This is a genomic window from Streptomyces sp. NPDC001700 (genome assembly GCF_053596435.1).
Window position 1 is genome coordinate 65,459 of sequence record NZ_JBSFGE010000032.1, and the last position, 25,245, is coordinate 90,703.

At 71.6% G+C, this 25,245-nt stretch carries 22 protein-coding genes and 1 pseudogene; 14 read left to right on the forward strand and 9 right to left on the reverse strand.

Features of this window, described 5'->3' with window-relative positions; translation table 11 throughout:
• Nucleotides 1-67: 67 nt before the first annotated feature.
• Genes ACWC5C_RS37290 through ACWC5C_RS37305 form a run of 4 tightly spaced genes read right to left on the reverse strand, consistent with a single transcriptional unit; the run spans nucleotide 68 to nucleotide 4,200 of the window.
• Nucleotides 68-895 (reverse strand): carbohydrate ABC transporter permease, encoded by an 828-nt coding sequence (locus ACWC5C_RS37290; RefSeq protein ID WP_450882974.1) that lies wholly within the window; start codon nucleotides 893-895, stop codon nucleotides 68-70.
• Entirely contained in the window at nucleotides 892-1,794 is a 903-nt protein-coding gene (locus ACWC5C_RS37295; protein WP_450882976.1) for a carbohydrate ABC transporter permease, read from the reverse strand. The genes ACWC5C_RS37290 and ACWC5C_RS37295 overlap by 4 nt, the downstream gene beginning before the upstream one ends.
• A gap of 10 nt (nucleotides 1,795-1,804) precedes the next feature.
• The gene (locus ACWC5C_RS37300) at nucleotides 1,805-3,106 is read right to left on the reverse strand and encodes an ABC transporter substrate-binding protein (RefSeq protein ID WP_450882978.1); all 1,302 of its coding nucleotides are present in this window, start codon (nucleotides 3,104-3,106) and stop codon (nucleotides 1,805-1,807) included.
• Nucleotides 3,107-3,147: 41 nt separating this feature from the next.
• A complete protein-coding gene (locus tag ACWC5C_RS37305; protein ID WP_450882980.1) occupies nucleotides 3,148-4,200 on the reverse strand; it encodes a LacI family DNA-binding transcriptional regulator in 1,053 nt (350 codons plus the stop codon).
• 202 nt (nucleotides 4,201-4,402) lie between these two features.
• On the opposite strand from ACWC5C_RS37305, the gene ACWC5C_RS37310 reads away from it, so the two are divergent.
• Both ACWC5C_RS37310 and ACWC5C_RS37315 read left to right on the forward strand, forming a co-directional pair.
• Nucleotides 4,403-5,107 (forward strand): pentapeptide repeat-containing protein, encoded by a 705-nt coding sequence (locus ACWC5C_RS37310; protein ID WP_450882982.1) that lies wholly within the window; start codon nucleotides 4,403-4,405, stop codon nucleotides 5,105-5,107.
• Nucleotides 5,104-6,381, forward strand: coding sequence for an MFS transporter (locus ACWC5C_RS37315; RefSeq protein ID WP_450882984.1), 1,278 nt, complete (start codon nucleotides 5,104-5,106; stop codon nucleotides 6,379-6,381). Before ACWC5C_RS37310 ends, ACWC5C_RS37315 begins: the two co-directional genes overlap by 4 nt.
• A gap of 21 nt (nucleotides 6,382-6,402) precedes the next feature.
• On the opposite strand, the gene ACWC5C_RS37320 is transcribed toward ACWC5C_RS37315, so the two are convergent.
• Entirely contained in the window at nucleotides 6,403-6,909 is a 507-nt protein-coding gene (locus ACWC5C_RS37320) for a mycothiol transferase (RefSeq protein WP_450882986.1), read from the reverse strand.
• A 68-nt stretch (nucleotides 6,910-6,977) separates the two neighbouring features.
• Between ACWC5C_RS37320 and ACWC5C_RS37325 the strand changes: the two genes are divergently transcribed.
• Nucleotides 6,978-7,736 carry a hypothetical protein gene (locus tag ACWC5C_RS37325; protein ID WP_385441862.1) on the forward strand — a complete coding sequence of 253 codons (759 nt, stop codon included), beginning with the start codon at nucleotides 6,978-6,980 and terminating at the stop codon, nucleotides 7,734-7,736.
• A 25-nt stretch (nucleotides 7,737-7,761) separates the two neighbouring features.
• Here the strand turns inward: ACWC5C_RS37325 and ACWC5C_RS37330 are convergent, their stop codons facing one another.
• Nucleotides 7,762-8,562, reverse strand: a complete 801-nt coding sequence (locus ACWC5C_RS37330) for a maleylpyruvate isomerase family mycothiol-dependent enzyme (RefSeq protein WP_450882987.1) — start codon at nucleotides 8,560-8,562, stop codon at nucleotides 7,762-7,764.
• A gap of 18 nt (nucleotides 8,563-8,580) precedes the next feature.
• A pseudogene (locus tag ACWC5C_RS37335) lies at nucleotides 8,581-9,216 on the reverse strand (alpha/beta fold hydrolase).
• A 128-nt stretch (nucleotides 9,217-9,344) separates the two neighbouring features.
• Here ACWC5C_RS37335 and ACWC5C_RS37340 point away from each other — a divergent pair.
• On the forward strand, nucleotides 9,345-10,280 hold the full coding sequence (locus ACWC5C_RS37340) for a LysR family transcriptional regulator (protein ID WP_450882989.1): 936 nt from the start codon (nucleotides 9,345-9,347) through the stop codon (nucleotides 10,278-10,280).
• Nucleotides 10,281-10,316: 36 nt separating this feature from the next.
• Here the strand turns inward: ACWC5C_RS37340 and ACWC5C_RS37345 are convergent, their stop codons facing one another.
• On the reverse strand, nucleotides 10,317-13,019 hold the full coding sequence (locus tag ACWC5C_RS37345) for a carbohydrate-binding protein (protein WP_450882991.1): 2,703 nt from the start codon (nucleotides 13,017-13,019) through the stop codon (nucleotides 10,317-10,319).
• 206 nt (nucleotides 13,020-13,225) lie between these two features.
• Nucleotides 13,226-13,969 (reverse strand): IclR family transcriptional regulator, encoded by a 744-nt coding sequence (locus ACWC5C_RS37350; RefSeq protein ID WP_450883030.1) that lies wholly within the window; start codon nucleotides 13,967-13,969, stop codon nucleotides 13,226-13,228.
• A 160-nt stretch (nucleotides 13,970-14,129) separates the two neighbouring features.
• Here ACWC5C_RS37350 and solA point away from each other — a divergent pair, with 160 nt between their 5' ends.
• Genes solA through ACWC5C_RS37400 form a run of 10 tightly spaced genes read left to right on the forward strand, consistent with a single transcriptional unit; the run spans nucleotide 14,130 to nucleotide 25,216 of the window.
• Nucleotides 14,130-15,263 (forward strand): N-methyl-L-tryptophan oxidase, encoded by a 1,134-nt coding sequence (solA, locus tag ACWC5C_RS37355; RefSeq protein ID WP_450882993.1) that lies wholly within the window; start codon nucleotides 14,130-14,132, stop codon nucleotides 15,261-15,263.
• 31 nt (nucleotides 15,264-15,294) lie between these two features.
• The gene (locus ACWC5C_RS37360; RefSeq protein WP_450882995.1) at nucleotides 15,295-16,308 is read left to right on the forward strand and encodes a M14 family metallopeptidase; all 1,014 of its coding nucleotides are present in this window, start codon (nucleotides 15,295-15,297) and stop codon (nucleotides 16,306-16,308) included.
• Nucleotides 16,308-17,402 (forward strand): ABC transporter substrate-binding protein, encoded by a 1,095-nt coding sequence (locus tag ACWC5C_RS37365; protein ID WP_450882997.1) that lies wholly within the window; start codon nucleotides 16,308-16,310, stop codon nucleotides 17,400-17,402. Before ACWC5C_RS37360 ends, ACWC5C_RS37365 begins: the two co-directional genes overlap by 1 nt.
• Before the next feature lie 28 nt (nucleotides 17,403-17,430).
• Entirely contained in the window at nucleotides 17,431-18,531 is a 1,101-nt protein-coding gene (locus ACWC5C_RS37370; protein ID WP_450883032.1) for an ABC transporter ATP-binding protein, read from the forward strand.
• 3 nt (nucleotides 18,532-18,534) lie between these two features.
• Nucleotides 18,535-19,473 carry an ABC transporter permease gene (locus tag ACWC5C_RS37375; RefSeq protein WP_450882999.1) on the forward strand — a complete coding sequence of 313 codons (939 nt, stop codon included), beginning with the start codon at nucleotides 18,535-18,537 and terminating at the stop codon, nucleotides 19,471-19,473.
• Nucleotides 19,474-19,495: 22 nt separating this feature from the next.
• Nucleotides 19,496-20,359 carry an ABC transporter permease gene (locus ACWC5C_RS37380; protein WP_385441847.1) on the forward strand — a complete coding sequence of 288 codons (864 nt, stop codon included), beginning with the start codon at nucleotides 19,496-19,498 and terminating at the stop codon, nucleotides 20,357-20,359.
• On the forward strand, nucleotides 20,356-21,750 hold the full coding sequence (locus ACWC5C_RS37385; protein WP_450883002.1) for an aminotransferase class III-fold pyridoxal phosphate-dependent enzyme: 1,395 nt from the start codon (nucleotides 20,356-20,358) through the stop codon (nucleotides 21,748-21,750). Before ACWC5C_RS37380 ends, ACWC5C_RS37385 begins: the two co-directional genes overlap by 4 nt.
• Nucleotides 21,751-21,780: 30 nt before the next feature.
• Entirely contained in the window at nucleotides 21,781-22,755 is a 975-nt protein-coding gene (locus ACWC5C_RS37390; RefSeq protein ID WP_450883004.1) for a succinylglutamate desuccinylase/aspartoacylase family protein, read from the forward strand.
• Nucleotides 22,752-24,278 (forward strand): aldehyde dehydrogenase family protein, encoded by a 1,527-nt coding sequence (locus ACWC5C_RS37395; protein WP_450883006.1) that lies wholly within the window; start codon nucleotides 22,752-22,754, stop codon nucleotides 24,276-24,278. Before ACWC5C_RS37390 ends, ACWC5C_RS37395 begins: the two co-directional genes overlap by 4 nt.
• A complete protein-coding gene (locus ACWC5C_RS37400; protein ID WP_450883008.1) occupies nucleotides 24,278-25,216 on the forward strand; it encodes an aldo/keto reductase in 939 nt (312 codons plus the stop codon). Before ACWC5C_RS37395 ends, ACWC5C_RS37400 begins: the two co-directional genes overlap by 1 nt.
• Nucleotides 25,217-25,245: the final 29 nt, after the last annotated feature.

Genomic DNA, 25,245 nt, shown 5'->3' on the forward strand with positions numbered 1-25,245 from the left:
CGGGCAACTGCCCGCAGATCGTCCGGTTCGGGGCGCTGAGCATATGCCGGTCGGCCAATAAATGGCGTCAGGACTTGACACTTCCGGCGGTGAGCCCGCCCACGATGAACCGCTGGAGCATCGCGAAGACACACACCACCGGCACGCTGACGATCGTGGCGGCCGCCATCAGCGGCCCCCAGGCGGTGCCGGTCTGGCCGACGAACGTGTTGAGCAGCACGGTGACCGGCTGGACCCCGGGGTCGCTGTTCACGGTGATGCCGAACACGAACTCGCCCCAGCCGAGCAGGAAGGAGAAGGCGCCGACCGCGATCAGCCCCGGCCGCATCACCGGCAGCACGATCCGCCACAGCACCCCCGGCAGTCCGCAGCCGTCCACCAGCGCCGCCTCCTCGATCTCGGCGGGCATGGCGCGCACCAGCGGCCGCAGCACGATCACCGCGAAGGGCAGGGTGAGGGTGGTGTCCGCGATCACCAGACCCAGCAGCGTGTTGTTGAGCCCCGCGTCCCGGAGGACGATGAACAGCGGGGCCGCCAGCACGATGCTCGGCAGCAGCTGCGCCACCAGCAGCGACAGCACCATGGCCGCCGAGCCGCGCATCCGGATGCGCGCCACGGCGTAGGTGAGCGGCACCGCGAGCAGCAGGGTCAGCGCCACCACGCCCAGCGAGATGGCGACGCTGTTGAACAGCGCCTGCCCGAGCATCGGCTTGTCCAGCGCCTGCGCGTAGCTCTCGCCGCTCAGCGGGGACGGAAACCACTGCGCCGGAGAGCTGAGCACCTCGTCGGGGCGTTTCAGCGAGGTGGCGATCATCCAGTACAGCGGCAGCAGGAAGAAGGCGGTGATGACGCCCGCGACCAGGGTCAGCAGCCAGGGGCGGCGGGGTCGGGTCATGCGGCGGCTCCTTCCTTGCGCAGCCTGCGTACGTACGCCACGGCCACCACCAGCGGTACGAGCAGCAGCAGCGTGCCCGCCGCCGCGCCCCGGCCGAGCTGGAAGAGCTTGAACGCCGACTCGTAGACATAGAGGGGGAGAACGGTCGTGGAATCGACGGGCCCGCCGCCGGTCAGCACGAAGACCAGGTCGAAGACCTTGAAGGTGTAGACGAGGCCGAGCAACAGCACCGCCGCCGCCACCGGCCGCATCAGCGGCAGGGTGACGTGGCGCAGCCGCTGCCAGGGACCGGCGCCGTCGATGGCGGCCGCCTCGTAGAGGGTGGGGTCGATGGACTGGAGCCCGACCAGGAGCAGCAGCATGTTGAAGGGCACGCCCACCCACACATTGGCGGCGATGACACCGGGCAGCGCGGTGTCCGGGTCGGTCAGCCAGTTGTGCGCCAGCGCGTCCAGCCCGATGGTGTGCAGCAGTTCGTTGTACGCGCCCGAGTCGGCGTCCAGCATCCAGCGGAACAGGGTGCCGCTGACGATGGGCGGCAGCAGCCACGCCACCAGCATCAGCCCCCGGAACAGCCCGGCCAGCGGGAACCGCCGTACGAACAGCAGCGCCAGCGCGAAGCCGATGGTGAACTGGAAGACGAGCGAACCGGCCGTGAACAGCAGCGAGATCCGGGCGGCGTGCCAGAAGGCGCCCTCGGACACCACCGCGTCGTAGTTGTCGGCGCCGTTGAACGCCCAGTCGCCGGTGACCAGATCGCCGATCTCGACCTGATGGACCGAGGTCCAGAGGTTGTAGACCAGCGGGAAGAGCATGGTCGCGCCGAGGAAGAGCAGCGCGGGCGCCGACATCCCGTAACCGGCCCGGGTGCGGCGGGTCCGCAGGCTCTGCGTGGTCATCGCGGCCCCGCTACTTCGACAGCTTGGGCGTGATGGCGTCCGCCGCCTTCTTCGCGGCGGCCCCGGGGGAGGAGCTGCCGGTCAGGGTGGCCTGCAGCGCCACGGCCATGGCCTTCGACATCTGCGGATAGTGCTCGCCGTACGCGCGCGGCCGGGCGTTGGCGAACTCCCGCACGAACACCTTCAGAGTGGGGTCGGTGGCCCAGTCGCCGCTGTCCGCCATGTCACTGCGCGCGGGCAGCAGCCCCACCGACCCCAGATAGGCGGCCAGTGGCTTCTTCCGCTGGCTGTGCTCGATGGCCCGCCACGCCTGGCCCGCCTGGCCGCTGGTCTTGAGGATCACCCAGTTCTCCCCGCCGAGGCAGCTCGCGGGCTCCTTGTCCACCGGAAGGGGCACCACACCCCACTTCACCGTGGACTGCTGCTTGAGGCCGGGCAGTTGCCACGGCCCGTTGATCTGCATGGCCGCGCGGCCGGAGGTGAATTGGGTGTTGACGTCCTGCTGGGTCCAGCCCACGCACTGCTGGGAGAGCGCGCCCGCCCGTACCAGCTCCCCCAGATAGCCGAGCGCGGTGGCACCGCCGGTGGCGAAGGTGTCCAGATCGGCGCCCGCCGACCACAGGAAGGGCAGCAGCTGGAAGACCCCCTCCTCGGTCTTGATGGCGCTCATCGCCAGCCCGAAGGTGCTGCCCTTGGTGAGCTTGCGGGCCGCCGCGGACAGCTCGTCCCAGGTCTTCGGCGGCTCGACGCCCGCCTTCTCCAGCAGCTCGGTGTTGTAGTAAAGGGCCAGGCAGTTGGCGTTGTTGGGGACCGAGTAGGTCTTGCCGTCGATGACCCCGCTGCTCCACGGGCCCTTGTAGTACGCGTCGGCCTGCCCCCACTTCTTCACCCGGTCGGTGAGGTCGGTGAGCAGCCCTTGCGGGGCGAGCGAGTTCATCGAGGTGTTGTCCACGATGGCCAGGTCCGGCAGATCGCCGGAGGCGGCGCCCTTGATGATGGCGGGCTCCAGCTCGGCGTACGGGAAGGTCCGGCGGGTGATCTTCAGCCCGGGGACGCTCTTCTCGATGTCGGCGATCAGGGCCTTGATGCCCGGCTGACGGGCGTCCTCGACGAGGTAGTCCCACCAGACGAGGTTCTTGCCCGACGATCCGCCGTCCCCGCCGCCACCGCAGGCGGTGAGGGGCCCTGCCAGCCCCGCGGCGAGCAGCCCGGAGCCCGATATCCGCAGGAAGGAGCGGCGGGGGAGGGGGCTCCCGGCGGCAGCCGGGGGCTTGTCGGCTCGGTTGGCCATGTGCGGCTCCGAGTTGGCCATGTGCGTCTCCGAGGGGTGAGTCGGTCCGAGGGGTGAGTCGGTCAGTTGCGGTGCGGTGCCGGACCCGTGCTGGCGCGCGGGGTGAGCGAAGGGGTGAGCAGATGCTGCCGGGGCGCCGAGGCCGGGGCCTCCAGCCGCTCCAGCAGCAGTTCCACGGCGAGCCGTCCCATCAGGTCGGAGGGCACGTCGGCGCCGGTCATCATCGGGGTGACGGCCTCCGCCCAGCGGGCCGCCGCCACCCCGGTCACCGAGAAGTCGCCGGGTACGGAACGCCCCGCGAGGCCGAGACCCCGGTACAGGCCCACCAGCGCCGCCTCGTTGAGGGTCACGACCGCGGTGGTGCGCGGGTCCCGGTCCAGCAGCCGCGCCACCACCGCCTGGCCCGAGTCCGCGTCGTCGCCGCAGTGGTGGACCTCGCCGGTGAGCCCGAGTTCCGAGGTGGCTCGCAGAAAGCCGGTCCGCCCCTGGAGTGCGGGCACGTATCCGGCGTCGAACAGCTCCCGGGGCCTGCCCACCAGGGCGAGATGGCGATGGCCGAGCCGCCCGAGATGGCGCACACAGGCGGCGGTCAGCTCCGCGAAGTCCAGATCGACCCAGGACAGCGCGGCCGTGTCCTCGGTGTGCCCCATGGAAACGAATGGGAAGCCGGAGCGGACCAGCGGCTCCACCCGCGAATCCGGCGCCCGGATCTCCATCAGCAGCGCGCCGTCGACCCGCCGTTCGCCGACCAGACGGCGGAAGGAGTCGTCGCCGTCGCCGTCGCTGCGCGAGAGCAGGATGTCGTGGTCGTGCGCGGCGGCGGCGTCGACCACGCTGTTGATGAAGTCCAGCTGCATATCGGTGTAGCGGCGGCTGACGGTCGGAAACACCAGCCCGAGGGTGCGGGTGCGGCCATGGGCCAGCGCGCGGGCGCTGGCGTTCGGCTGGAAGCCCCGGTCCTCGATGACCTGCTGGATGCGCTGCCGGGTGCGGTCGGAGATCGGCCGCTTGCCGCTGAGCGCGTACGAGACCGTGCTGCGCGACACCCCGGCGAGACGGGCGATCTCGCCGATGTTGACGGGCGGGGGCTGCTGGTCGAACCGGTTCGACACCACTGACGCGTACCTCTCGGGAGATCCGTGCGTTCGAAATATCGAAGGATCGCCGGAGACCCGAACCGGCTTGCCCGAAGGTAGGAGTGGCTTACACCACATGTCAACGGTCGGGACCGCGGAAGTTGAATGGCACTATCGATCCACCACCGATCTCGCACACCGCGCACCCGGGCCGGTGGCGCCCCGGAAATGAGGTTTCGCCATGTCATCCCCGCGTCAGCTCGCCGACCTGCCGTACGCGGGCCATCTGCGCCCGTTCGACGGCTCCTTGACCGTGGACGGGGACTACGACACCGTCCACTTCGACGGCGGCGAGTTCGAGGGGGCCGACGCCGGACAGGCCCGCTTCCTCGAATCCGCCTTCTCCGCCGTGTCGTTCACCGGAGGCCGCTACCGTGGCGCCCGCTTCAACGACGTCTGGCTGGACGGCGTGCGCTGGGTCGGCTCCGACCTCGCGGACGGCGACTGGCTGGACGCCGAGCTGATCGGCTGTGTGCTCGCCGGACTGGAGATGTTCGGCACGTCGCTGCACCGCGTGACCTTCCACCGATGCAAGTTCGAATCGGTCAACCTGCGCACCGCCGACCTGCGGGAGGTCACCTTCGCGGACTGCGTCCTGCGGGACACCGACCTCGGCGGGGCGAAGCTGACGGACGTCGCCTTCCCGGGGTCGACGCTGGAGGGAGTGCGGTGCGGCAACGCGCGCATGACCCGCGTCGATCTGCGCGACGCCGCCCGGCTGGACATCACCGAAGGGATCGACGCGCTGCGCGGCGCCACCATCACCGGCACTCAACTCCTGGAACTGGCACCGCAGTTCGCCCAGGCCCTCGGTGTCTCGGTGCGGGAGAGCGGGGACGCCCTCGCCGCGCCCCGCACCGCCCGGCGGAAGCGGCAGGGGCGGTGAGGGCGGTCAGGGCCGGGACGGCCGCGGGGCGGCAGCCGTTATGGGCCAACCGTGATTTCACCGTCTTCTGGTGCGGGCAGACCTTCTCCGAACTGGGCAACGCCTTCGCCCTGGTGGCGCTGCCGCTGCTGGTGCTCAAGGCCACCGGGTCGGTCGTCCAGATGGGACTGCTGACGGCCGTCGCGGGCGTCGCGTCGATCGGCACCGGGCTGTTCGCGGGCATCCTGGTCGACCGGCTGCCCCGGCGGCAGCTGATGATCGTGTGCGATGGGGTCCGGGTGGTCCTCTTCGCCCTCATCCCCGCCAGCTGGGCCCTGGCCGGTCCCCAGGTCTGGCTGCTCTATGTGGTGATGGCGCTGGGCGCGGTCTTCGACATGGTCTTCAAGGTGACGTATGTCGCCGCCGTACCCAATCTGGTGGACACTGAGCGGATCATCGAGGCCAACGGGCGGCTGACCACGACGAACGCCATCGCCTTCATCGCCGGGCCGATGCTCGCGGGCGGACTGTCCGGGCTGCTCGGGCCCACGGCGGCGATCGCGGTGAACGCGGCGAGCTTCGCCGCCTCGGCCCTCGCGCTCTCGCTGATCCGCTTCCGGAAGGCGGCCGCCGAGGACGCCACGCCACCCGCCGGGGCCGCCGGGGTCACCGGATGGCGCAGGGCGAAGCAGGAGTTCCTGGCCGGGTTCGTCTTCCTGTGGCAGGCGCCGGTGCTGCGCTGGCTCACCGTGCTGCTCACCGGCGTCTCGCTGCTCAGCCTGGGCATGACCGACGTCTTCATCTACCAGATACGGGAGGGGCTGGACGGGAGCGACCGCACGGTCGGCGTCGTGATGGGCGTGGCGGGGGCCGGGACCGTTCTGGCCGCCGTGCTCATCCCGGTGTTGCGGCGGTCCCTGGGGTTCGGTGTGTGCTGGCTGGGCTCGAACACGCTGTGCGCGCTGGCGCTGGGCCTGCTGTCCCGGTCCACCACCGTGCTGGGGACGACGGTGACGGTGCTGTGCTACCAGTTCGGCATGGCGCTCGCGGGCATCTCCTCGATGTCCCTGCGCCAGGCGGTGACCCCGGACCATCTGCTCGGCCGGGTCACCTCGGCCTTCTGGACGCTGCACAACTCGCTCGCCCCGCTGGGCGCCGCCGGGCTCACCGCGCTGGTGGCGCGGTTCGGGGTGCGCGGCCCGCTGCTCGGGTCCGCCGCCCTGTTCCTGCTCATCGTGGCGGTGGGGGTGTGCACCCCGATCCGCCAGCGCGCCCCGGGGGTGGCCACCGGGTGACCGCCACCCCGAGGGCGGCGGTCAGCGCCTGCCGAGCGCGCCGCGGATGAACGCCGCCTGCCCCACGTGCCGCATGTCGTCCTCGATGACGCTGATCAGCCGCACCCCGAGGGTCACCGGCGGGGTCCACGCCTCGTCCACGACGCGGTCCAGATCGGCGTTGCGCAGCCCGCGTACGTACGCCACCGTCCCCTCGTACACGGCGTCGTGGTACCCGAGGAGCAGATCGCCCGCCGCCCGGACCCTGGCCACGTCCCGGCGGCGGTGGCCGTAGCCGGTGGCCGCCGGGGAGAACGGCAGCCCGAACCGCTCGTACCAGCCGTCGGTGGTCCAGGTCTGTTCGGTCCCGGCGGCGTCGGCGATGTGGTCGTCCTGGACGCGGGTCAGATGCCACACCAGCCAGGCGACGGAATTCGCGCCGCTGTCCAGGCGCACGGCCAGGTCGTCCGGGGTGAGCCCCTCGACCGCCTCGTGCACGGCGTCCCGCACCCGGCCGAAGGCGTCGGCCAGCAGATCCGCGCTCTTCATGCGTGGCTCCCTCGCTCGTCGTCCCCGTCCGTTCATCGTGGCATCCGCACACCTTTTATGCTCGGTGCGTGACATCAACAGGGAACCAGGCACTCGCCGACATACTCGACCGACAGGCCGCCAGGACCGAAGGGGAACAACTGCTCAACGCCATCGTGGACTTCGGGGTGTATCTGCCCGTGGACGCGAACGGCTCGGTGATGTTCGTCGGCATGGAGGGAAGCGGCCCTAGCCTGCCCGGATACACCAGCGAAGAGTGCTGCCGGGAGCGGCTTCCGCAGGCCGCCGGGGCGGTGCACTGCGATGCGGCGCGGCTGCTGGACATCGAGCAGCAGACCAAGGTGGCGACCCTGTCGGTGTTTTCCCCCGGGGGCTACGCCGGGGTTCCCATGGACCTGCTGCACCAGATCCTCCAGCAGCGCGGCCAGCGGCTCGCCGAGGACCGCACGCTCACCCTCAGGTGGTCCACCCACCCGCGCGCGGTGGCCCTGCGCGACGCCCTGCGCGACCGGCTGCTGGACTTCCCCGGTGTGCACGCGGTGTGGATCGGGCACGCCCGGTGGAACGAGACCGGTGTGGAGCAGCTGATGGTGCACATGGCCGTCGGCGCGGAGGCGCCCGAGGGCAGCTCCGACCGGCTGATGAAGTCGCTGCTCAAGGATCTGCCCGCGGACGGCGACGACCTGGCCATCGCCCTGCGGGTGCTGGATCCGGTGGCGGAGGCGGACGCGATCAGCCAGCTCGACGCCATGGGGCTCGACACCGTACGCGTCGACCAGAGCACCCGGCGCGTCGAGGTCATCTCCCAGGAGTACGACCGGGACTAACCGGGGGTGGGGGACGCCCGCGTGGTCACACCGGCGGGACGAGGGTGAAGTAGCGGTCGGCCATCGCCGGGTCGCCCCGCACCCCGTCCAGCCGGTCGGCGGGGATCCGCCGCCACAGGAAGAGCATCAAGTCCGAGGCGGTTCCGGTCAGTTCGAGGTCGCACGGCCCGGCGGTGTCCCCGTCGAGGCGTACCTCAGCGCCCTCGAACGACACCGTCCACCCGCCCGGCCCGTCCGTCTGCCGCAGCCGGAACCGCTCGCCCGCGCCCGGTGGCGCCTCCTTCCAGGCGCGCCGCGCCGGGGCCATGACCTCGAACGTCTGGGCGACGGCGTCCGCCGCGAGGGCGGTCTCGACGGGCACGGGCACCCCGAGCGCGCTCTCGGCGTCCCAGCGGTGCAGCGCCGCCTCGATGGTCTGCATCCGCCACCAGAACCCGGCGGTCCGCTCCCGCGACCAGGTCCACACCCGCTGCCCCGGATCGCCGTCACGGACGTGCGCCTCCAGTGCCCGGGCCCCTTCGGCGAACCACGTGACGAGGCCCGGCGGGACCGGTCCGGCGTGTGGTCCGCCGTCCGGCGTGGGCCAGTTCGCGCGGTCCTCGGGGAGGCCGAAGAGCGTCACGTCCGTGACGTCCGGCGGCTCCGTCAGCCCGTCCTCCACGATCCGGGCGACGAAGCGGTGCACACCACCCAGATGCAGCACCAGATCGGCCATCGACCAGCCGGGGCACGACGGTACGAGCGGCGACGCGCCCCCGTCCGCGGCCCGGCGGGCGGCGGCTTCGAACGCCAGGGTCTCGCGGCGGAAGGCGGTGGCGAAGTCCATGCGGTCACTGTGCCAGCGTCAGCCCCGCCCCGCCAGGAAGGGCAGCACCACGGCGGCCATTTCGTCCGGCACCTCCTCGGCGAGGTCGTGTCCGGCGTCGAAGACATGGCCCGTGACATCGCGGGCCATGAGCCGCATCTGGGCCTCGTTCCGGTCGCCGATGAACGCCGAGCCGCCGAGCGCCAGCACCGGGATGTCCAGCGGCTTCCGCGCCGCCCGCCGGTTCTGTTCGGCGTCCACGAGCATGGCGCGGTAGATCGCGAGCATGGCGCGGATGCCGCCGGGCATGGAGTAACAGCGCACCCGCTGGAGACGTTCTCCTCGGTGAGCGCGGTGTGATCCTCGAAGCCGAACCCGGGGAACAACGCCTCGGCGAACACGAGGGCGCCCACGCGGTCGCGGTGGCGGGCGGCGAGCTGGTAGCCGATCACCGCTCCCCAGTCCTCGCCCATCACGCTCTAGGACTCGTGTCCGAGGTGGGTCATGAGCGCGGCGATGTCGTCGGCCATCGTCGCGGAGTCGTAGCCGCCCGGGGGACGGGCGGAGTCGCCGAGCCCCCGCAGGACCGGACCCGCCCGTCCGATAGTGCAGGCTCGTCCCATTGACGGTGGCACGGTTCGTGCGGACGGAGTCTCCGTGATGGTCGAAAATCATCGCTGAACACCCTCTCTGGCCGGGAGTGGCCGATCGCTCATGGCGACAGTCCACCCCGGTGCCCGGGCGTCATCCACCGCCATATCTCACGACCGGCCCGCCGATAGCTCCTCGATATCATCGCCCGTGTGGAAGCACGACACCTGCGGTACGCCCTGGCTCTGGCCGATCACCGGCACTTCGGTCGGGCGGCCGCTTCCCTCGGCATCGCCCAGCCCCCGCTGTCCCAGCAAATCGCCGCACTGGAACGGGAGTTGGGCGCCCGGCTCTTCGACCGTACGGCGCGCGGCGTGTTCCCGACGGCCGCGGGGGAGGCGTTCCTGGCCAGGGCGCGCCGGGCGCTGGCCGAGATGTCGGGCGCCGTGTCCGACGCGGGCCGGGCCGCCCGGGGCGAGACCGGCAGGCTGCGGCTCGGCTTCATCGGCTCGGCGCTGCTGGAGCTGCTGCCGTCCCTGCTCGGCCGGTTCATCCGGGAGCGCCCCGAGGTGCGCTTGGGACTGCACGAGATGTCGACCTGCCAGTCCGCGACGGCCCTGCTCGGCGGTGAGCTGGACATCAGCATCGGGCGTGGCGCGCCCCGGGGCGCCGGGGCCGAGGAGCTGGTGTCGCTCACGGTCGGCCGGGACCAGCTGGTCGCGGTCGTCGGGGCCGCTCACCCCTTCGCGGGGCAGCCTAGGGTGACCGTCGAACAGCTCAGGGGGCAGCATCTGATCGTGGCGCCCGAGGACGAGGAACCGGTGGTCGCCGGGTGGCTCGACGCGCTGCTGGGCGACGGAACCGGGGCGGCCGCGCCGGGCGGCGGGGTCACCGACGCCCGCGATGTGCACACCATCATCGGGCTGGCCTCGTGCGGCGTCGGGGTAGGCCTCGGCCCGGCGTGTCTGCGGGCGGCGCCGCGTCCTGGCACCTGGGTGTGCGAGGTGAGTCCGCGCGTGGAACTGCCCGATCTGGTGATGTCCTTCCGCGCCCAGGACCGCTCCCCGGTCCTCGCGGCCTTCCTGGACACGGCCCGGGAGCTGTGCCCTGACGTGAACGAGGGGCTGGACCGCCTCGGCCGCCCTTGACGGACCGGGGCGCTCCAGCCGCGCTCATCGGATGGGTCAGCCGCGCAGCGTCAGCCAGTCGACCGAGGCCACCTTCCGCGCGCCCGTCGCGACGAGGTACACGTCATGGGTGCCCGTCACCCCGCGCGCGAGCCGCACCGACTTCTCCTGCCACTGGTCCGCGCCACCCGTGTCCCGCACCGGCAGCGTCGCCACCACCCGGCCCTCGGGACCGTCCAGCCGCAGTCGCAGCGCACAGGGCTTGCCGCAGCCCGCCGACGCCATCCGCACCGTCAGTCGCTCCGCCGCGTCCGCCCCGAACGCGACCTGACGGAAGCCGACCAGGCCACCGGAGCCCAGCACACCCGTCGCCGCGTCGCCGCGCTCGCCGCCGCGCAGCACCTCAGCCCGCTCGGCCTGCAGCGTGCTGGCCGCGTCCGGCCCGTCCGCGTACAGCCGGATCTCGTTCACCGCCCACGGCACATCACCGGCCGCGGTCAGCTCGATCCGTACGTACCGCGCCGTGCGCTGCTCGAAAACCGCGTCCTGGGTGAAGGAGCGGCCCGCGACGCGGGCGACGGGGGCGCCCCAGTCCTTGCCGTCGCGGCTGACGGACACCGTGAAGCCGTAGGGGTGGCCCGTGGCGTCCAGACCGGCGTCGACCGCCAGCCGGGAGAAGGACTTCGCCGCGCCCAGGTCGAGGGTCAGCGCCTGCCCGGCGGCCTGGGCGGCGCCCGCCTTCCACTGGGTGGTCTGCACACCGTCGACGGCGGCCGAGGCGTCACCGCCCCCGGAGCCGCCCCCGGAGAAGGTGGCCTTCCACCCGTCGTTGCGCACCCGCGACTCACACCCGGCCAGATCGCACCCGGCCGACCAGATCGGCGCCCCGTACTCGTACGCGCCCTGGTCGGGCCCGGCGCCGCGTACCCCGGTGGTCACCCCGTCGACCGTCTCGCCCGCGTCGATGGCCGGGGATCCGGCCCGGGGCCACAGCTCGCCGTTGCGGGCGTCGGTGTACCGGGGGTCGGCCGGCGGCAGCAGGTTGTTGCGCACCACGGGGGCCGGATCGCCAGGACCGGAGATCTCCATCGGGGCGAGCGCCACGTCGTTGCTGACGTACGTACCGGTGGCGTCCGTCGCGCCGCTCAGCCGCACGGCGGTGGAAACGCCCGCCCCGTACGTCGAGTTGTGGTCGCGGTTGCCGAGGCTGACCCCGCTGTGGCCGTTGAAGAACGTGCCGCGGGTGCCGGTGTTGTACGCCACGTTGTGGTGCAGCAGGAACTGGCTGGAGGAGTTGTCGATGTAGTAGCCGACCTGGCCGTCCGCGTCATGGACGGTGTTGTGGTCGACGCTCGTCCCCGTCGCGTCCAGGTTGCAGCAGACGTAGAAGGGGCTGCCGTCGCGGGAGGTGCGCATCGCCTCGGACAGGTCGTTGTAGGCGATGCGGTTGTCCTTGAAGGGCACACCGTTGAGCTGCCAGGCGGTGTCGATGCTCGCCCGGCCGGTGCGCCGGACGGTGTTGTGGGTGACGGTCTGCCCGCTGCCGTTGATCTCGATGCCGGGGGTGTAGCTGCCCATCCAGCCCACGTCGTGGATGTAGTTGTTGGTGATGGTGTTGCCACTGCCGCGCAGCAGCACACCGGTCCCCGCGGAGAAGCCGATGTCGCTGTCCCGCAGGGTGTTGCCGGTGCCGAGGATCTGGACGCCGGAGTCGAGCACCCGGGAGGCGACGATGTGGCCCTCGCCCGGCGGGATGGCCAGCTCGTCGTCGCGTGGCATGGGCAGCGTGGAGAACTCGGAGAGATAGCGGGCCCGCAGCCCCTCCACCAGCACACCGGTGCTCTTCTCCCCGGTGCGCAGCGAGGTGCCCCACACGCCGAGCCCGCGGACGGTGACATGGGAACTGTTGGAAAGGTCGAGGCCCCACTTCTCGTATTTCGCGGTCACCGTGTGGCCCGCCATGCCGCCCTTCGGCGGGACCAGGAAGAGCCGCTTCTCGCCCGTGTCGTAATACCACTCGCCGGGCTGGTCGAGAGTGGCTTTCGCGCCCACCAGGTAATAGTTGCGGTAGGTCTGGTCGCCCATGCACAGCGGGGTGCAGCGGTAATTGCCGCCCTTGAAATCGAGGGCACCCTTCGCGGTGGCGGTCACGGTGCCGGTCTGCTGGCTCCACGGGTTGGACCCGGCCCACAGATGGACGGTGGCGCCGGTGAGGTCACCGGTCGGCAGATCGGGGTCGTCGATGTGCTGATCGGTGGAGCTGCGCTCGGCGACCGCCCAGGACGGATTGAGCGGATCGGGGCCGGAGTTGGGCCAGCGGCCCTCCATGGCGCGGCCGCCGTCGAGGAACAGCGCGTTCTCGTCGCGGGCCAGCGGCAGGCTCACATCGGCGGCCACCAGACCGCCGCCCGCGTCCTTCCAGCCGGTCACGGTCCGCGTTCCGTCGACGGTGACCGGCCCGTCCCCGTACGCCGCGAGGGTGATCGGGGCGCCCGCGCGGCCCGAGGGCGGGGCGACCCGCTCGCGGTAGGTCCCCCGGTGGATCAGGCAGGTGTCCCCGGGCCGGACCAGCTCGGTGCAGCGGCCGATGGTGCGCAGAGGGTGGCTCCGGTTGCCGCTGTCCCGGTCGGAGCCCGAGGTGGCGACGTAGTACGTACGCCCCTGCCGTTCCTCGGCCGCCGAGGTGCCCGGCAGCGCCCCGGTCAGGACGGCCAGCGCCGCCACGGCGGTCACGGAAATGCGCCTGAGCGTGGATCTCATCTACCGCCTCCAGTGTTCAGGGTCGACCGCAACCTAGGAGAAACATCGGATGAGGTCAACGGATGGAGGCGAATTCGAGGGCATGCTTGCGGCAATTCCGCTCGACAGGTCCGATGTCTCCCTCGCGAAAGCGACTTATTGACAAAGAGGTATTCGCTCGCCGAGCATGGCCCGGATATCTGCTGACATCACAGACATCAGTGACATCATTCGAAACGACGGGCGCTGATCTCCGCCGCCGTGTCGGCCACCAGCCGCCCCCACCGGTCCACCGCGTGCGGGTCGTAGCGGGAGTCGGGCATGGAGATGGCGACGGTGGCCACCGGGGTTCCGCTCCCCGCGAGGATCGGCGCGGCGATGGCGCAGACGTCGGGCAGGTACTGGTTGCGATTGACGGCGTAGCCGTCCCGCCGGACCCGCTCCAGCTCCGCGCGCAGCTCCTGCGGATCGGTGATGGTGGCGTCGCCGTAGCGGTCCAGGCCGTCCGTGATGACCTCGTCGACCTCGTCGGCGGGGAGGAGGGCGAGGACCGCGTGGCCGGTGGCCGTGGCGTGCATCGGCGAGGTGTCGCCGACCTGGTGATAGGTGCGCACCGCCTGGGTGCAGTCGACCCGGTCGACCATGACCATGCAGCGCAGCCCGTCCGGCACGGACAGGTGGATGGTCTCGTTGACCGCGTCGCGAAGTCGGCACATCGGCTCGCGCGCCGCCGCGAACAGGCTCGACCCCTGGTGTGCCGCCGGGCGGACCGCGAGCACCCGGGCGCCGACCTCCCAGCGCGTGGTGTCGCCCCGGCTGGCGCGCAGCCAGCCCGCCTCGTTGAGCGTCACGAGGGTGCGCTGCACGGTCGACTTGGGCAATCCGAAGATCTTCGTCAGCTCGCCGACGGTCACCGGCTGGTGCTGGGCGACCGCTTCGAGGATGCGAAGGCTGCGGATCACGCTCTTCATTTCCATCTGGTTTCCGCCATTAACTTCTGGAGTTTTCGTTGCACGGTCCCTTGACCGGTCCCTGGAGCGCTGCGACATTGATGCTGCAATCTAGCACGGCATGCCACATTGTGGAACAGGCCGTCTGGGAAACCTCGCCACTCCACCCCAGGAGGCATCCGTGGCAACGAGGAAGCGCGTAGCGGTGATCGGCACCGGGACCATGGGCAGCCAGGCCATGTGGCGGCTGGCCTCCCGGGGTGCGGAGGTGACCGGCTACGACCGGTACGCACCCGGCCACGACCGGAGCGCGGCGGGCGGCGAGACCCGGATCTTCCGCAGCGCCCACTTCGAGGACTCCCGCTACGTACCGCTGCTGCGCCACGCCGACGCGCTGTGGAACGAGCTCCAGCGGGAGACCGGCCGCGAGCTGCGGCGGCTCACCGGATGTCTGCTCATGGGCCCCACCGAGCACCACCAGATGAGCACCGTTCTGGAGTCCATCGCCGAACACGGCCTCGACCACGAGGTGCTGGACGCGGACGCGCTGGCGAAACGTTTCCCCCAGTTCCGTGTCGAGGACGGCGACGCCGCCGTACTGGACCGCAACGCCGGATTTCTGCGGCCCGAGCTGAGCGTGCACACCGCGGCCGCCCGCGCCGAGCGGCTGGGCGCCCGGCTGCACCGCTACACACCGGTGCGGGAGGTGGCCCCCGCGGGCGGTGGCGTGGCCGTCCGTACGGACCAGGGCACCGAGACGTACGACGCCGCCGTGGTCACCGTCGGCCCCTGGGTCAACGAACTGCTGCCCGACCTGGAGTGGGAGGTGGACATCCGGCGGCTGGTCAACGCCTGGTTCCTGCCCACCGCCCATGACTGGCACGGCGCCGAGGCGCCCGCCTTCATCCGCACCGCGCCCACCCACTGCTACGGACTGCCCTCACCCGACGGCATCTCGGTCAAGCTCGGCCTCTCCCGTGCCCTGCACCGCGCGGTGGCCGACCCGGAGCGGCTGGACCGCACCGTGGCACCGGAGGAACTGGCCGTCTTCACCGAGCTGACCCGCCGCTTCATGCCGGATCTGCACCCCGACCCGGTGCGGCTCTCGGTCTTCATGGAGGGCTACACCGAGAGCAGCCGCCCGCTGGTCGGCCCGCTGCCCGGCTGCGAGGACATCGTGCTGCTGGCCGGATTCTCCGGGCACGGCTTCAAGCTCTCGCCCGCCATGGGCGACATCGCGGCCGACCTCGCGCTGGACGGCGACACGCTCCAGCCCATCGACTTCCTGTCCACGCGCGACCGCGCCACGGCCTGAGCCCTCGGGCACCCCTCACGGAAGGTACGAGATGACATTGACCGTCGGTCCGCTGACCGCCGACACCGGCCGCAAGACCCGGGGCACCCTCCCCGTGGACCTCGGCCCGGTCACCGTCGACCTCCCGGTCACGCTCGTCAACGGTGTCCGCCCCGGCCCCCGCGTCGTGCTCACCGGCGGAGTGCACGGCGGCGAGTTCGCCGGTGTCGACGCCGCCACGCGGCTGGCCGCCCTGCTGACCCCCGAGGAGGTGTGCGGACAGGTCGTCCTCTGTCCGGTCGCCAACCCTCCGGCCGTCTACCAGGGCCGCCTGGGCGTATCCCCGCTGGATGGCGTCAACATCAACCGGGTCTTCCCCGGCGACCCGGACGGCGGGCCCACCGAGCGGCTGGCCGACTGGCTCTTCACCCAGCTGCTGCCCGGCGCGGACGCCTACGCCGACCTGCACAGCGGTGGCATCGACGAGACCCTGACCGACTTCGTCGGCTACCGCCTCACCGGCGATGCCGCGCTGGACGCCGCCGCCCGTGGCATGGCCCGCGCCGTCGGCTACCCGGACGTCATCCTCGGCACCGACGCCACCGGCGGCAACAGTCACGCCGCCGCCGCCCGCCGGGGCATACCGGCCATCCTCATCGAGACCGGCCAGCTCGGGGACCGCGACCCCGACACCGTACGCACCCTGCTCGACGGCCTCTTCCGGCTGCTGCGCCACCTCGGCACCCTCGACCCGCTGCCGGATGACACCACATCGCCCGCCACCCGGGAGTGGGTGTGGGCCGCGTCCGTGACCTCCCCGGCCACCGGCCTGTGGTACCCGGAGACCGGCCGGGGCGGGGACGTGGCCGAAGGCCAGATCCTCGGCCGCCTCGTCGACCCCGCCGACGGCCGGGAACACAAGGTCACCGCGCCCGCCACCGGCCGCCTCTTCTACGGGATGCACGGCCTCACCGTCGCCACCGGCGCCGAACTCGCCGCCCTCGCGACCCCGTATACCGCCACCCCGCTCGACCCGCCCGACCCGCACAACCCGGAGGTGCAGTGATGAGAGATCCCCTGATCGGCCGCAGAGCGCTGCTGCGCGGGGCCGGTGGCCTCGCCGCCGTCGCCGCCCTGCCGTCGCTGGCCGCCTGCGGCACCGGCACCAGCCGCGCCGACAGCGGCGGCGGCAAGAAGACCCTGACCGTCCGCAACAGCGGTGGCACCTACGGGGACGCCAACCAGAAGGCGCTGTACGACGCCTTCACCAAGGAGACCGGCATCTCCATCCGGGTCGTCAACATCCAGTACGCCCAGATGCTCGCCCAGATCAAGCAGGGCAGGCCGCAGTTCGACGTCATCGACGACTCGATGGCCGACTTCATGAAGCTCGGCGCGAAGGGCGCCCTGCAGAAGCTCGACCACGACCGGCTGAAGAACTTCAAGAAGGCCCGGATCGCGAGCAAGCTCGTCACCGACTACGCGGTCGGCAAGAACTACTGGGCCAGCGTCATGGCCTACCGCACCGACACCTTCGGCGACCGCGAGCCCGAGTCCTGGGCGGACTTCTGGGACACGAAGAAGTTCCCCGGCAGCCGCTCCCTGCAGACCCAGGACGCCGACCTGCCCGAGCTGGAATTCGCCCTGCTCGCCGACGGCGTGTCCATGGACAAGCTCTACCCGCTCGACGTGGACCGCGCGTTCAAGTCCATGGACCGGATCAAGGGCTCGGTCAAGAAGTACTGGGACACCGGCGCGCTCCCCGGAGTGCTGCTCGGCCGCAAGGAAGTCGTGATGACCAGCGTCTGGCAGGGGCGGCTGGACGCGCTGATCAAGGGCGGCAGCCCGATGGCGTACCAGTGGAACGGCGCCCGCAGGCAGTCCAACGGCTGGGGCATCCCGAAGGGCACCGACAAGACCGACGCCGCCTACCAGCTCATCGACTTCTCCCTGCGGCCCGACGTCCAGGCCGCGTTCGCCAAGATCTATCCGATGGGCCCGGTCGTCCCGTCCGCCTACGACCAGCTCTCCGACGACATCAAGGCCAATCTGCCCAGCTCGCCCGCCCACCTGGAATCCGGCTTCGACCTGGACGTCGCCTGGTGGATCAAGAACGAAGACACCATCGCCAAGCGCTGGTTGGAGTGGTCCCGTGCCTGACCTCCACATCGCCGACCCCGAACCCGCCATGACCACCGCGTCCCCGCAGACATCGCCCACCGGCAAGGCCCTGTCCATCGTGGGGCTCCACAAGACCTACGGCAGCGCCGTGGCCGTGGACTCCGCCTCGATGGAGATAGCGGCGGGGGAGTTCGTCACCTTCCTCGGCCCCTCCGGCTCCGGCAAGACCACCACCCTGATGATGGTCGCCGGATTCGTCGAACCCGACTCCGGCACCGTCACCGTCGGCGGCCGCGACGTCACCCGGCTCGCCCCGCAGAAGCGCGGCTTCGGCTTCGTCTTCCAGCAGTACCTGCTCTTCCCGCACATGACCGTCTTCGAGAACCTCGCCTTCCCGCTGCAACTGCGCGGCGTGGCCAAGTCCGAGATCCGGCGGCGGGTGCACGAGGCCCTGGAGATGGCGGGCATGGCCGGTTTCGCCGGACGCCGCCCGCGCGAGCTGTCCGGCGGACAGCAGCAGCGCGTCGCCCTGTGCCGGGCGCTGATCTACCGCCCGCCGGTGATCCTCATGGACGAACCGCTCGGCGCGCTCGACAAGAAACTCCGCGACCAGCTCCAGATCGAGATCAAGGCCATTCAGCGCGAACTCGGCCTCACCGTCATCTATGTGACGCACGATCAGGAAGAGGCGCTGGTCCTCTCCGACCGCATCGCGGTGATGCGGGACGGCGGCATCGACCAGTTCGACACCCCGCGCGAACTCTTCGAGCGGCCCCGGACCCCGTTCGTCGCCGACTTCCTCGGCGCCGCCAACTTCCTCCCCGGCCGGGTGATGAAGGGCGACGACAACGTCACCCTGGTCCGCCTCGACCACGGCGGACTGCTCACCGCGCGCCCCCATCCCCTCCGCCCCGGCCAGCCGGTGCAGGCCGCCGTCCAGCCCGGCCGGCTCCGCGTCTGCGCCCCCGAGCAGGGGTTCTGTACCGGCACCGTGGAAACCGTCACCTATGTGGGCACCCTCGTCCGCAGCGATGTACGGATCGCCGAGGACACTCCGCCGCTCCGTCTCGAAGTGCCCGCCGGGCGCGCCCCCGTCACCGGCGAGCGGGTCGGACTCACCGCCGACGCCGAGGACATCAACGTCTTCCCGGCAGAGCGGGACGGCTGAGCCATGGCCGGATCCCTGGTGCGCCCCGCCACGCCCGTACGCCCCCACAGCGCCCCCAAGCCGAGCCGCCCGCGCGGGCTGCGCCACCGGCTGGTGGGCACCCGCAGGGCCCGGATCGGCCTGCTCAACGCCTCGCCGATCGTCCTCTACCTGCTCGTCCTCTTCGTCTTCCCCATCCTCGGCACCCTGCTGCTCAGCCTGAAGAGCACCGACGGATCGCTCACCCTGCACTGGTACGCGCAGGCGCTGAGCGGCGCCAATCTCTCGGTCCTCTTCACCACTCTGCGGATCTCCGCGGAAACGTCCTTGCTGAGCCTCGCCGTCGGCTTCGTCCTGGCCAACGCGCTCTCCCGGCTGCGGCCGATCTGGGCCGGGCTCGTCATGCTGATCGTCGTCGTACCGCACTTCATCAGCGCCCTGGTGCGCACCTACGGCTGGATCATCCTGCTCGGCGACCAGGGCCTGGCCAACGAGTCCCTCACCGGCCTCAAGATCCCCGGCGCCCCGTTCCGGATGCTCTACAACGAGACCGGCGTCGTCATCGGCACCACCGCCGTGATGCTCCCGTACACCGTCCTGCTGCTGTACGGGGTGATGCGCGGCGTCGACCGGCGGCTGCTCGCCGCCGCGGCCAGCATGGGCGCCGGACGCGTGCGCATCTTCGTCCGTATCTATCTGCCGCTCGTCGCCCCCGGCCTGGCCAGCGCCGGACTGCTCAGCTTCATCCTGTGCCTCGGCTACTACATCACCCCCGCCCTGATGGGCGGCACCAAGCAGACCATGGTGGCCTCCCTCATCAACGACCAGGTGATGAAGCAGGACCAGTGGAACGGGGCGGCCGCCCAGGGCGTCGTCCTGCTGCTCATCACCTTCGCCGGACTGCTGCTGCTCAAGACCGCCCGGTCCATCGGCGCGGGCGCGAAGAAGAGGAGTACGTCATGAACGCGAAGAAGAGGAGTACGTCATGACCGGACTGCGCGGCACCTGGACGGGGCGGATCGCGCTCACCGCCGCCGCCACCCTCATCCTGCTCTTCCTGGCCATGCCGATCATCGTCATCGTCGTGACCTCCTTCGGCGGCGACGCCTTCGGCTCGTTCCCGCCCAGCACCTGGACCCTCGGCTGGTACCGGTCGCTGTTCGCCGACGGAAGCAAATGGCCCGCCGCGCTGTCGCTCAGCGTGCTGGTGGCCGCCATCACCACCGTGTTCTCGGTGATCCTCGGCATCACCGCGGCCACCGCGCTCACCCGCAGCGAACTGCCGCTGCGCTCCGCGGTGTACGCCCTCGTCCTCGGCCCGCTGCTGATCCCGCAGGTCGTCACCGCGCTCGGGCTGTTCCTGCTCTTCGAACCCGCCGCGATGCTCGGCAGCCCCATCGCCATCGCCCTCGGCCACACCGTCCTCGCGTCGCCCATCGCGGTGATGATCCTGGTGGCCACTCTGCGCGGCATCGACGAACGGCTGGAGGACGCCGCCGCCAGCATGGGCGCGGGCCGTCTCACCGTGGCCCGCCGCATCACCTTCCCGATGGCCGCGCCCGGCATCGTCGCGGCCGCCATCTTCTCCTTCATCACCAGCTTCGACGAGTTCTTCATCTCCCAGTTCCTGTCCTCCGCGAACACCGTGACCCTGCCCGTGCAGGTGTTCAACGCCCTCTCCTACGACGTCGACCCGAGCGTGACCGCGGTCAGTGCCGTGCTCATCGCCTTCGCGGTGCTCGCGCTCGTCCTGGTGGGCCTGGTGCGCTGGATCGGCTCGGGACGCCAGCACTCCCTGCTGTCGGTGGAGAACGCCGCCGGACTCGCCCCCGGAGGCGACGCCGTATGACCAGCACCGAAGCCCTTCCCACCACCGGCCACCGCACCGCCGAGCGGCATCTGCTGCTCAACATGACCGCCAACGGATCCATCGGCGCCCCGGGCCGCGACCTGTTCGTCGTCACCCGGGGCGAGGGCCCGTACGTCCACGACGCCGACGGCCGCCGCTACATCGACGGACTGTCCGGCCTGTACTGCGCCCAGCTCGGCTACGGCTACGCCGCCGAGTTCGCCGACGCGGCCCGCCACCAGCTCGGCGAGCTGTGCTACAGCCCGCTGTGGTCCAGCTCCGCGCACCCCACCGCGCTCGCCCTCGCCGACCGGCTCGCCGAGCTGGCCCCCGACGGCATCACCCACACCTTCTTCAGCGGCGGCGGCTCCGAGGCCGTCGAGACCGCCTGGAAGGTCGCCCGCAAATACCACGCGCTGCGCGGCGAACCGGGCCGCACCAAGGCCATCGCCCGCCACGGCGCCTACCACGGGCTCACCCTCGGCGCGCTGTCCTTCACCGACGACCCCGGCCTCACCCAGCCGTACGGGCCCTCGGCCGTCACCACCCGGTTCATCGCCGACACCAACCGCGCCAGGCTGCCCGAACCGCTCGACGACGCCGCCTTCACCGAACTCCTCCTCGCCGACGCGGAAGCCGCGATCCTGGACGAGGGCCCGGAGACCATCGCCATGCTCATCGCCGAGCCCGTGCAGAACCGCGGTGGCTGCATCCCGCCGCCCGCCGGGTACTGGCAGGGGCTCAGACGCCTCGCCGACCGGTACGGCTTCCTGCTCGCCGCCGACGAGGTCATCACCGCCTTCGGACGGCTCGGCGAATGGTTCGGCGGCGACCGCTACGGCGCCCGCCCCGACCTCATCACCCTCGCCAAGGGGCTGACCGCGGGCTACGCCCCGATGGGCGCCACCATGATCAGCACCCGGGTCGCCGACGTCCTCAACCGCCCCGGCGAAGTCCTCAACCACGGCTACACCTTCGGCGGCCACCCGCTGTGCGCGGCCATCGCCCTGCGCAGCATCGACATCATCGAACGCGACGGCATCCTGGCGGGCGTCCGCGACGGCCAGGACCACCTGGCCAAACGGCTGGCCGAGCTGAGCACGCTGCCGATCGTCGCCGACGTGCGCGGCGAGGGCTACTTCTACGCCGTCGAACTCGCCGGGGACGGCGAACACGGCGCCTTCGGCGAACCCCTGCGCGCCGCACTCGTACGCGACCTCATCCCACGGCGGCTGCGCGAGGCCGGACTGCTCGCCCGCGTCTACGACCGCGCCGCCCCGCTGGTGCAGATAGCGCCGCCGCTCATCAGCGACCGCGCGCTGCTGGACCGGATCGTCGACATCATCGGCGCCACCCTCGGCGAGGCCGCCACCCACCTCCCCACCGCCTGACCCGCACTCACACACACGAGGTTCTCACCCATGACAGTCACCGACGTCGCCTCCTACACCATCGGCCCCGTGACCTGCGCCCCCGGCGAGCGCGCCCAGGGCCTGGTCCCGGTCGGCGCCCACTCCTACGGCGTCCAGCTCGGCATCCCGCTGCTCATCGTCAACGGCACCGCCCCCGGCCCGGTGCTGTGCGTGGACGGCGGTGTGCACGGCGACGAGTACGAGGGCATGGAGGCCGTCCGCCGCGCCGTCGCCACCACCGACCCCACCACCCTGCGCGGCACCCTCGTCGGCATCCCCTGCGTGAACACCCCGGCCTTCGAAGCCGGAGCCCGCACCAGCGGCCTCGACCACGCCAACCTCAACCGCATCTTCCCCGGCGACGCGGACGGCTCGTACTCGCTGCGGCTCGCCGCCACCTTCGTCGACCAGGTCATCCCCGCCATCGATGCCCTGGTGGACCTGCACACCGGCGGCACCTTCGGGGAGATCGCCCCGCTGACCATCGTCCAGGGCGGCTACGAGGAACTGGCCACCCCCATCGGTCTCGCCGCCGGACACGAGCTGATCTGGAAGGGCGGCTCCTGGGGCGGTACGGCCCGGCTGTCCACCCTCCAGGCGGGCAAGCCCGCCATCACCATCGAGGCGGGCGGCGGCACGTACCGCGAGGAGACCGTGGACCTCCACCTCGGCTCGGTCCGCAACATCATGCGCCAACTGGGCATGATCGAGGGCGAGTCCGAACGGCGCACCAGCTACACGGCGGTGAGCGGCACGTTCGCCCGCTCGGCCGACGGCGGCTTCTTCCTCGGCCACGCGGCGCCCGGCGAGCAGTGCAAGGAGGGCGATCTGATCGGCACCGTCATCGACCACTACGGCGCCGTGCTGGAGGAGGTGCGCGCCCCCAGGGACGGCATCGTGCTGTGGGTGCGCCGGCTCCGTACCGTGCGCCCCGGCGACGAGGTGGTCATCTTCGGCGGTGTCGAGGGGGAGATCCGGCCATGACGGCGGAGCCCGGGACGCGCTTCGCCACCGATGAGCCCATCACCGATGAGCCCATCACCGGTGAGTCCGTCACCGAACTGCTCATCGACGGCAAGCCCGTCCCCGCCACGGACGGCGCCACCTTCACCGTCCTCGACCCCGCCCACGGCACCCCGATCGCCCAGGTGGCGAAGGCGGGTCCGGCCGATGTGGACCGGGCGGTGGCGGCCGCCCGCAGCGCACTGGAAGCCGCCGACTGGGCGCGGCTGCGCCCCGCCGACCGGGGCAGGCTGCTGTTCCGTATCGCCTCCGAGATCCGCCTCCGGGCCACCGCACTGGCCCGGCTGGAATCGCTGGACGTGGGCAAGCCGCTGAGCCAGGCGCGGGCCGATGTGGAGGCCGCCGCCCGCTACTTCGAGTTCTACGCGGGCGTCGCCGACAAGCTGGGTGGTACGACCGTGCCGCTCGGCCCTGGGCTCCTCGACTACACCGTGCGGGAGCCGATCGGGGTCTCCGGGCAGATCATCCCGTTCAACTACCCGCTCCAGAACACCGCCCGGGGCAGCGCCCCCGCCCTCGCGGCGGGCTGCACGGTCGTCCTCAAGCCGTCCCCGGAGGCGCCCCTGACACCGCTGGAGATCGGCCGCATCGCCCTGGAGTGCGGGCTGCCGCCCGGGGTGCTCAACGTGGTGCCGGGGGACGGCGAGACGGGCGCGGCCCTCGCCGGACACCCCGGAATCGACCAGATCACCTTCACCGGCTCGGTGGCCACCGGGATCTCGGTGGCCCGCAGCGCGGCCGCCAATGTGGTGCCCTCGGTGGTCGAGCTGGGCGGCAAGTCCCCGAGCGTGGTGTTCGCCGACGCGGACGTGGACCTGGCGCTGGGCGCGGTGGCGGGTTCGGTGTTCGGCAACGCCGGGCAGACCTGTTCGGCCGGTACCCGGCTGCTGCTGCAGCGCGGCGACGGATTCGCCGAGGAGTTCACCGCCCGGCTCGTCGCCCACGCCGAAGCGCTGCGGCTGGGCCCTGGACCGGCCGATCCGGACCTGGGCCCGCTGGTCTCGGCCCGGCAGCGCGACCGGGTCGAGGGCTATCTGCGGCTGGCCCGCGAGGAGGGCGCCGTGGTCCGTACCGGTGGCGGCCGCCCGGCCGATCCGGCGCTCGCCGACGGGTACTTCATCGAGCCCACCGTGCTCACCGGGCTCACCAACGACACCCGCACCGCCCAGGAGGAGATCTTCGGCCCGGTCATCACGGTCATCGAATTCGACGACGCGGCGGACGCGCTCGCCCTCGCCAACGACACCCCGTACGGCCTGTCCTCGTACGTTTGGACCCGCGACATGAACACCGCGCTGAGCCTCGCCGACGGCATCCGGGCCGGGCAGGTCAACGTCAACGCGGTGGGCGTGGGCACCGGAGTGGAGCTGCCCTTCGGCGGCTACAAACACAGCGGCTGGGGACGCGAGAAGGGCCTGGCCGCCCTGGACAGCTACACCCAGCTGAAGAACGTGTGCATCGGCTTCGGGGCGGGGGAGCGGTGATGCGCTACCGGCAGCTCGGCGACACCGGGCCACGCGTCTCGGTGGTGGGCCTCGGCGGCAACAACTTCGGCTCACGGCTGGACGAGGACGCCACCCGGGCCGTGGTCGACGCCGCGCTGGAGGCGGGCATCACCCTCTTCGACACCGCCGACACCTACGGCGGATACGGCGGGGGCGGCGGCCAGGCGGGCGACAGCGAACGGCTGCTCGGCGCGGCCCTCAAGGGTCGTCGCGAGCGCGTGGTGCTGGCCACCAAGTTCGGCATGGCCATGGGGCCGGAGTACGACCGCTTCGGCCCGCGCGGCTCGCGTCCGTACATCCGGCACGCCGTGGAGAGGTCGCTGCGTCGGCTCGGCACCGACTACATCGACCTGTACCAGTACCACGAGCCGGACGGTGTCACCCCGGTCGCCGAGACCGCCGCCGCGCTGGAGGAGCTGGTGGCCGAGGGCGTGGTGCGCCACTACGGCTGTTCCAATATGGCGGGCGAGCGGCTCGTGGCCGGGTTCGTCTCCACCCAGGTCCGCTACCACCTGCTGGACCGCACCCCCGAAACCACGCTCACCCCCGCCGCCACCCGGCTGGGCACCGCGCTGCTGCCGTACTATCCGCTGGCCAACGGCCTGCTCAGCGGCAAGTACCGGCGTGGCGAACCGCCGCCGCCGGGCAGCAGGCTGTCCTGGCGGGAAGGGTGGCTGACCGACGCGGCCCTCGACCGGGTCGAGGCGCTGACGGCCTACGGCGCCGAGCGCGGCCAGCCGCTGCTGCGGGTGGCGGTCGGCGGGCTCGCCGCACTCCCCGGGGTGGGCTCCGTGATCTGCGGAGCGATGACCCCGGACCAGGCCACCGCCAACGCGGCGGCCGCCGAATGGATACCGGACGCGGCCGATCTGGCCGCCCTCGACACCATCGTGGCCCCCGGCGAGCGGGTGGTCTGACCCCCATGACAACCAATGAGTGACAACCA

What these genes read in the sequence shown, in the direction of transcription:
- ACWC5C_RS37295 (WP_450882976.1), bottom strand. Translation starts at nt 1,794, where the DNA reads ATGACCACGCAGAGCCTGCGGACCCGCCGCACCCGGGCCGGTTACGGG.
- ACWC5C_RS37400 (WP_450883008.1), top strand. Translation starts at nt 24,278, where the DNA reads ATGCGCTACCGGCAGCTCGGCGACACCGGGCCACGCGTCTCGGTGGTG.
- ACWC5C_RS37365 (WP_450882997.1), top strand. Translation starts at nt 16,308, where the DNA reads ATGAGAGATCCCCTGATCGGCCGCAGAGCGCTGCTGCGCGGGGCCGGT.
- ACWC5C_RS37320 (WP_450882986.1), bottom strand. Translation starts at nt 6,909, where the DNA reads ATGAAGAGCGCGGATCTGCTGGCCGACGCCTTCGGCCGGGTGCGGGAC.
- ACWC5C_RS37375 (WP_450882999.1), top strand. Translation starts at nt 18,535, where the DNA reads ATGGCCGGATCCCTGGTGCGCCCCGCCACGCCCGTACGCCCCCACAGC.
- ACWC5C_RS37385 (WP_450883002.1), top strand. Translation starts at nt 20,356, where the DNA reads ATGACCAGCACCGAAGCCCTTCCCACCACCGGCCACCGCACCGCCGAG.
- ACWC5C_RS37310 (WP_450882982.1), top strand. Translation starts at nt 4,403, where the DNA reads ATGTCATCCCCGCGTCAGCTCGCCGACCTGCCGTACGCGGGCCATCTG.
- ACWC5C_RS37360 (WP_450882995.1), top strand. Translation starts at nt 15,295, where the DNA reads ATGACATTGACCGTCGGTCCGCTGACCGCCGACACCGGCCGCAAGACC.
- ACWC5C_RS37345 (WP_450882991.1), bottom strand. Translation starts at nt 13,019, where the DNA reads ATGAGATCCACGCTCAGGCGCATTTCCGTGACCGCCGTGGCGGCGCTG.
- ACWC5C_RS37395 (WP_450883006.1), top strand. Translation starts at nt 22,752, where the DNA reads ATGACGGCGGAGCCCGGGACGCGCTTCGCCACCGATGAGCCCATCACC.
- ACWC5C_RS37300 (WP_450882978.1), bottom strand. Translation starts at nt 3,106, where the DNA reads ATGGCCAACTCGGAGCCGCACATGGCCAACCGAGCCGACAAGCCCCCG.
- ACWC5C_RS37370 (WP_450883032.1), top strand. Translation starts at nt 17,431, where the DNA reads ATGACCACCGCGTCCCCGCAGACATCGCCCACCGGCAAGGCCCTGTCC.
- ACWC5C_RS37380 (WP_385441847.1), top strand. Translation starts at nt 19,496, where the DNA reads ATGACCGGACTGCGCGGCACCTGGACGGGGCGGATCGCGCTCACCGCC.
- ACWC5C_RS37330 (WP_450882987.1), bottom strand. Translation starts at nt 8,562, where the DNA reads ATGGACTTCGCCACCGCCTTCCGCCGCGAGACCCTGGCGTTCGAAGCC.
- ACWC5C_RS37350 (WP_450883030.1), bottom strand. Translation starts at nt 13,969, where the DNA reads ATGAAGAGCGTGATCCGCAGCCTTCGCATCCTCGAAGCGGTCGCCCAG.
- ACWC5C_RS37390 (WP_450883004.1), top strand. Translation starts at nt 21,781, where the DNA reads ATGACAGTCACCGACGTCGCCTCCTACACCATCGGCCCCGTGACCTGC.
- ACWC5C_RS37290 (WP_450882974.1), bottom strand. Translation starts at nt 895, where the DNA reads ATGACCCGACCCCGCCGCCCCTGGCTGCTGACCCTGGTCGCGGGCGTC.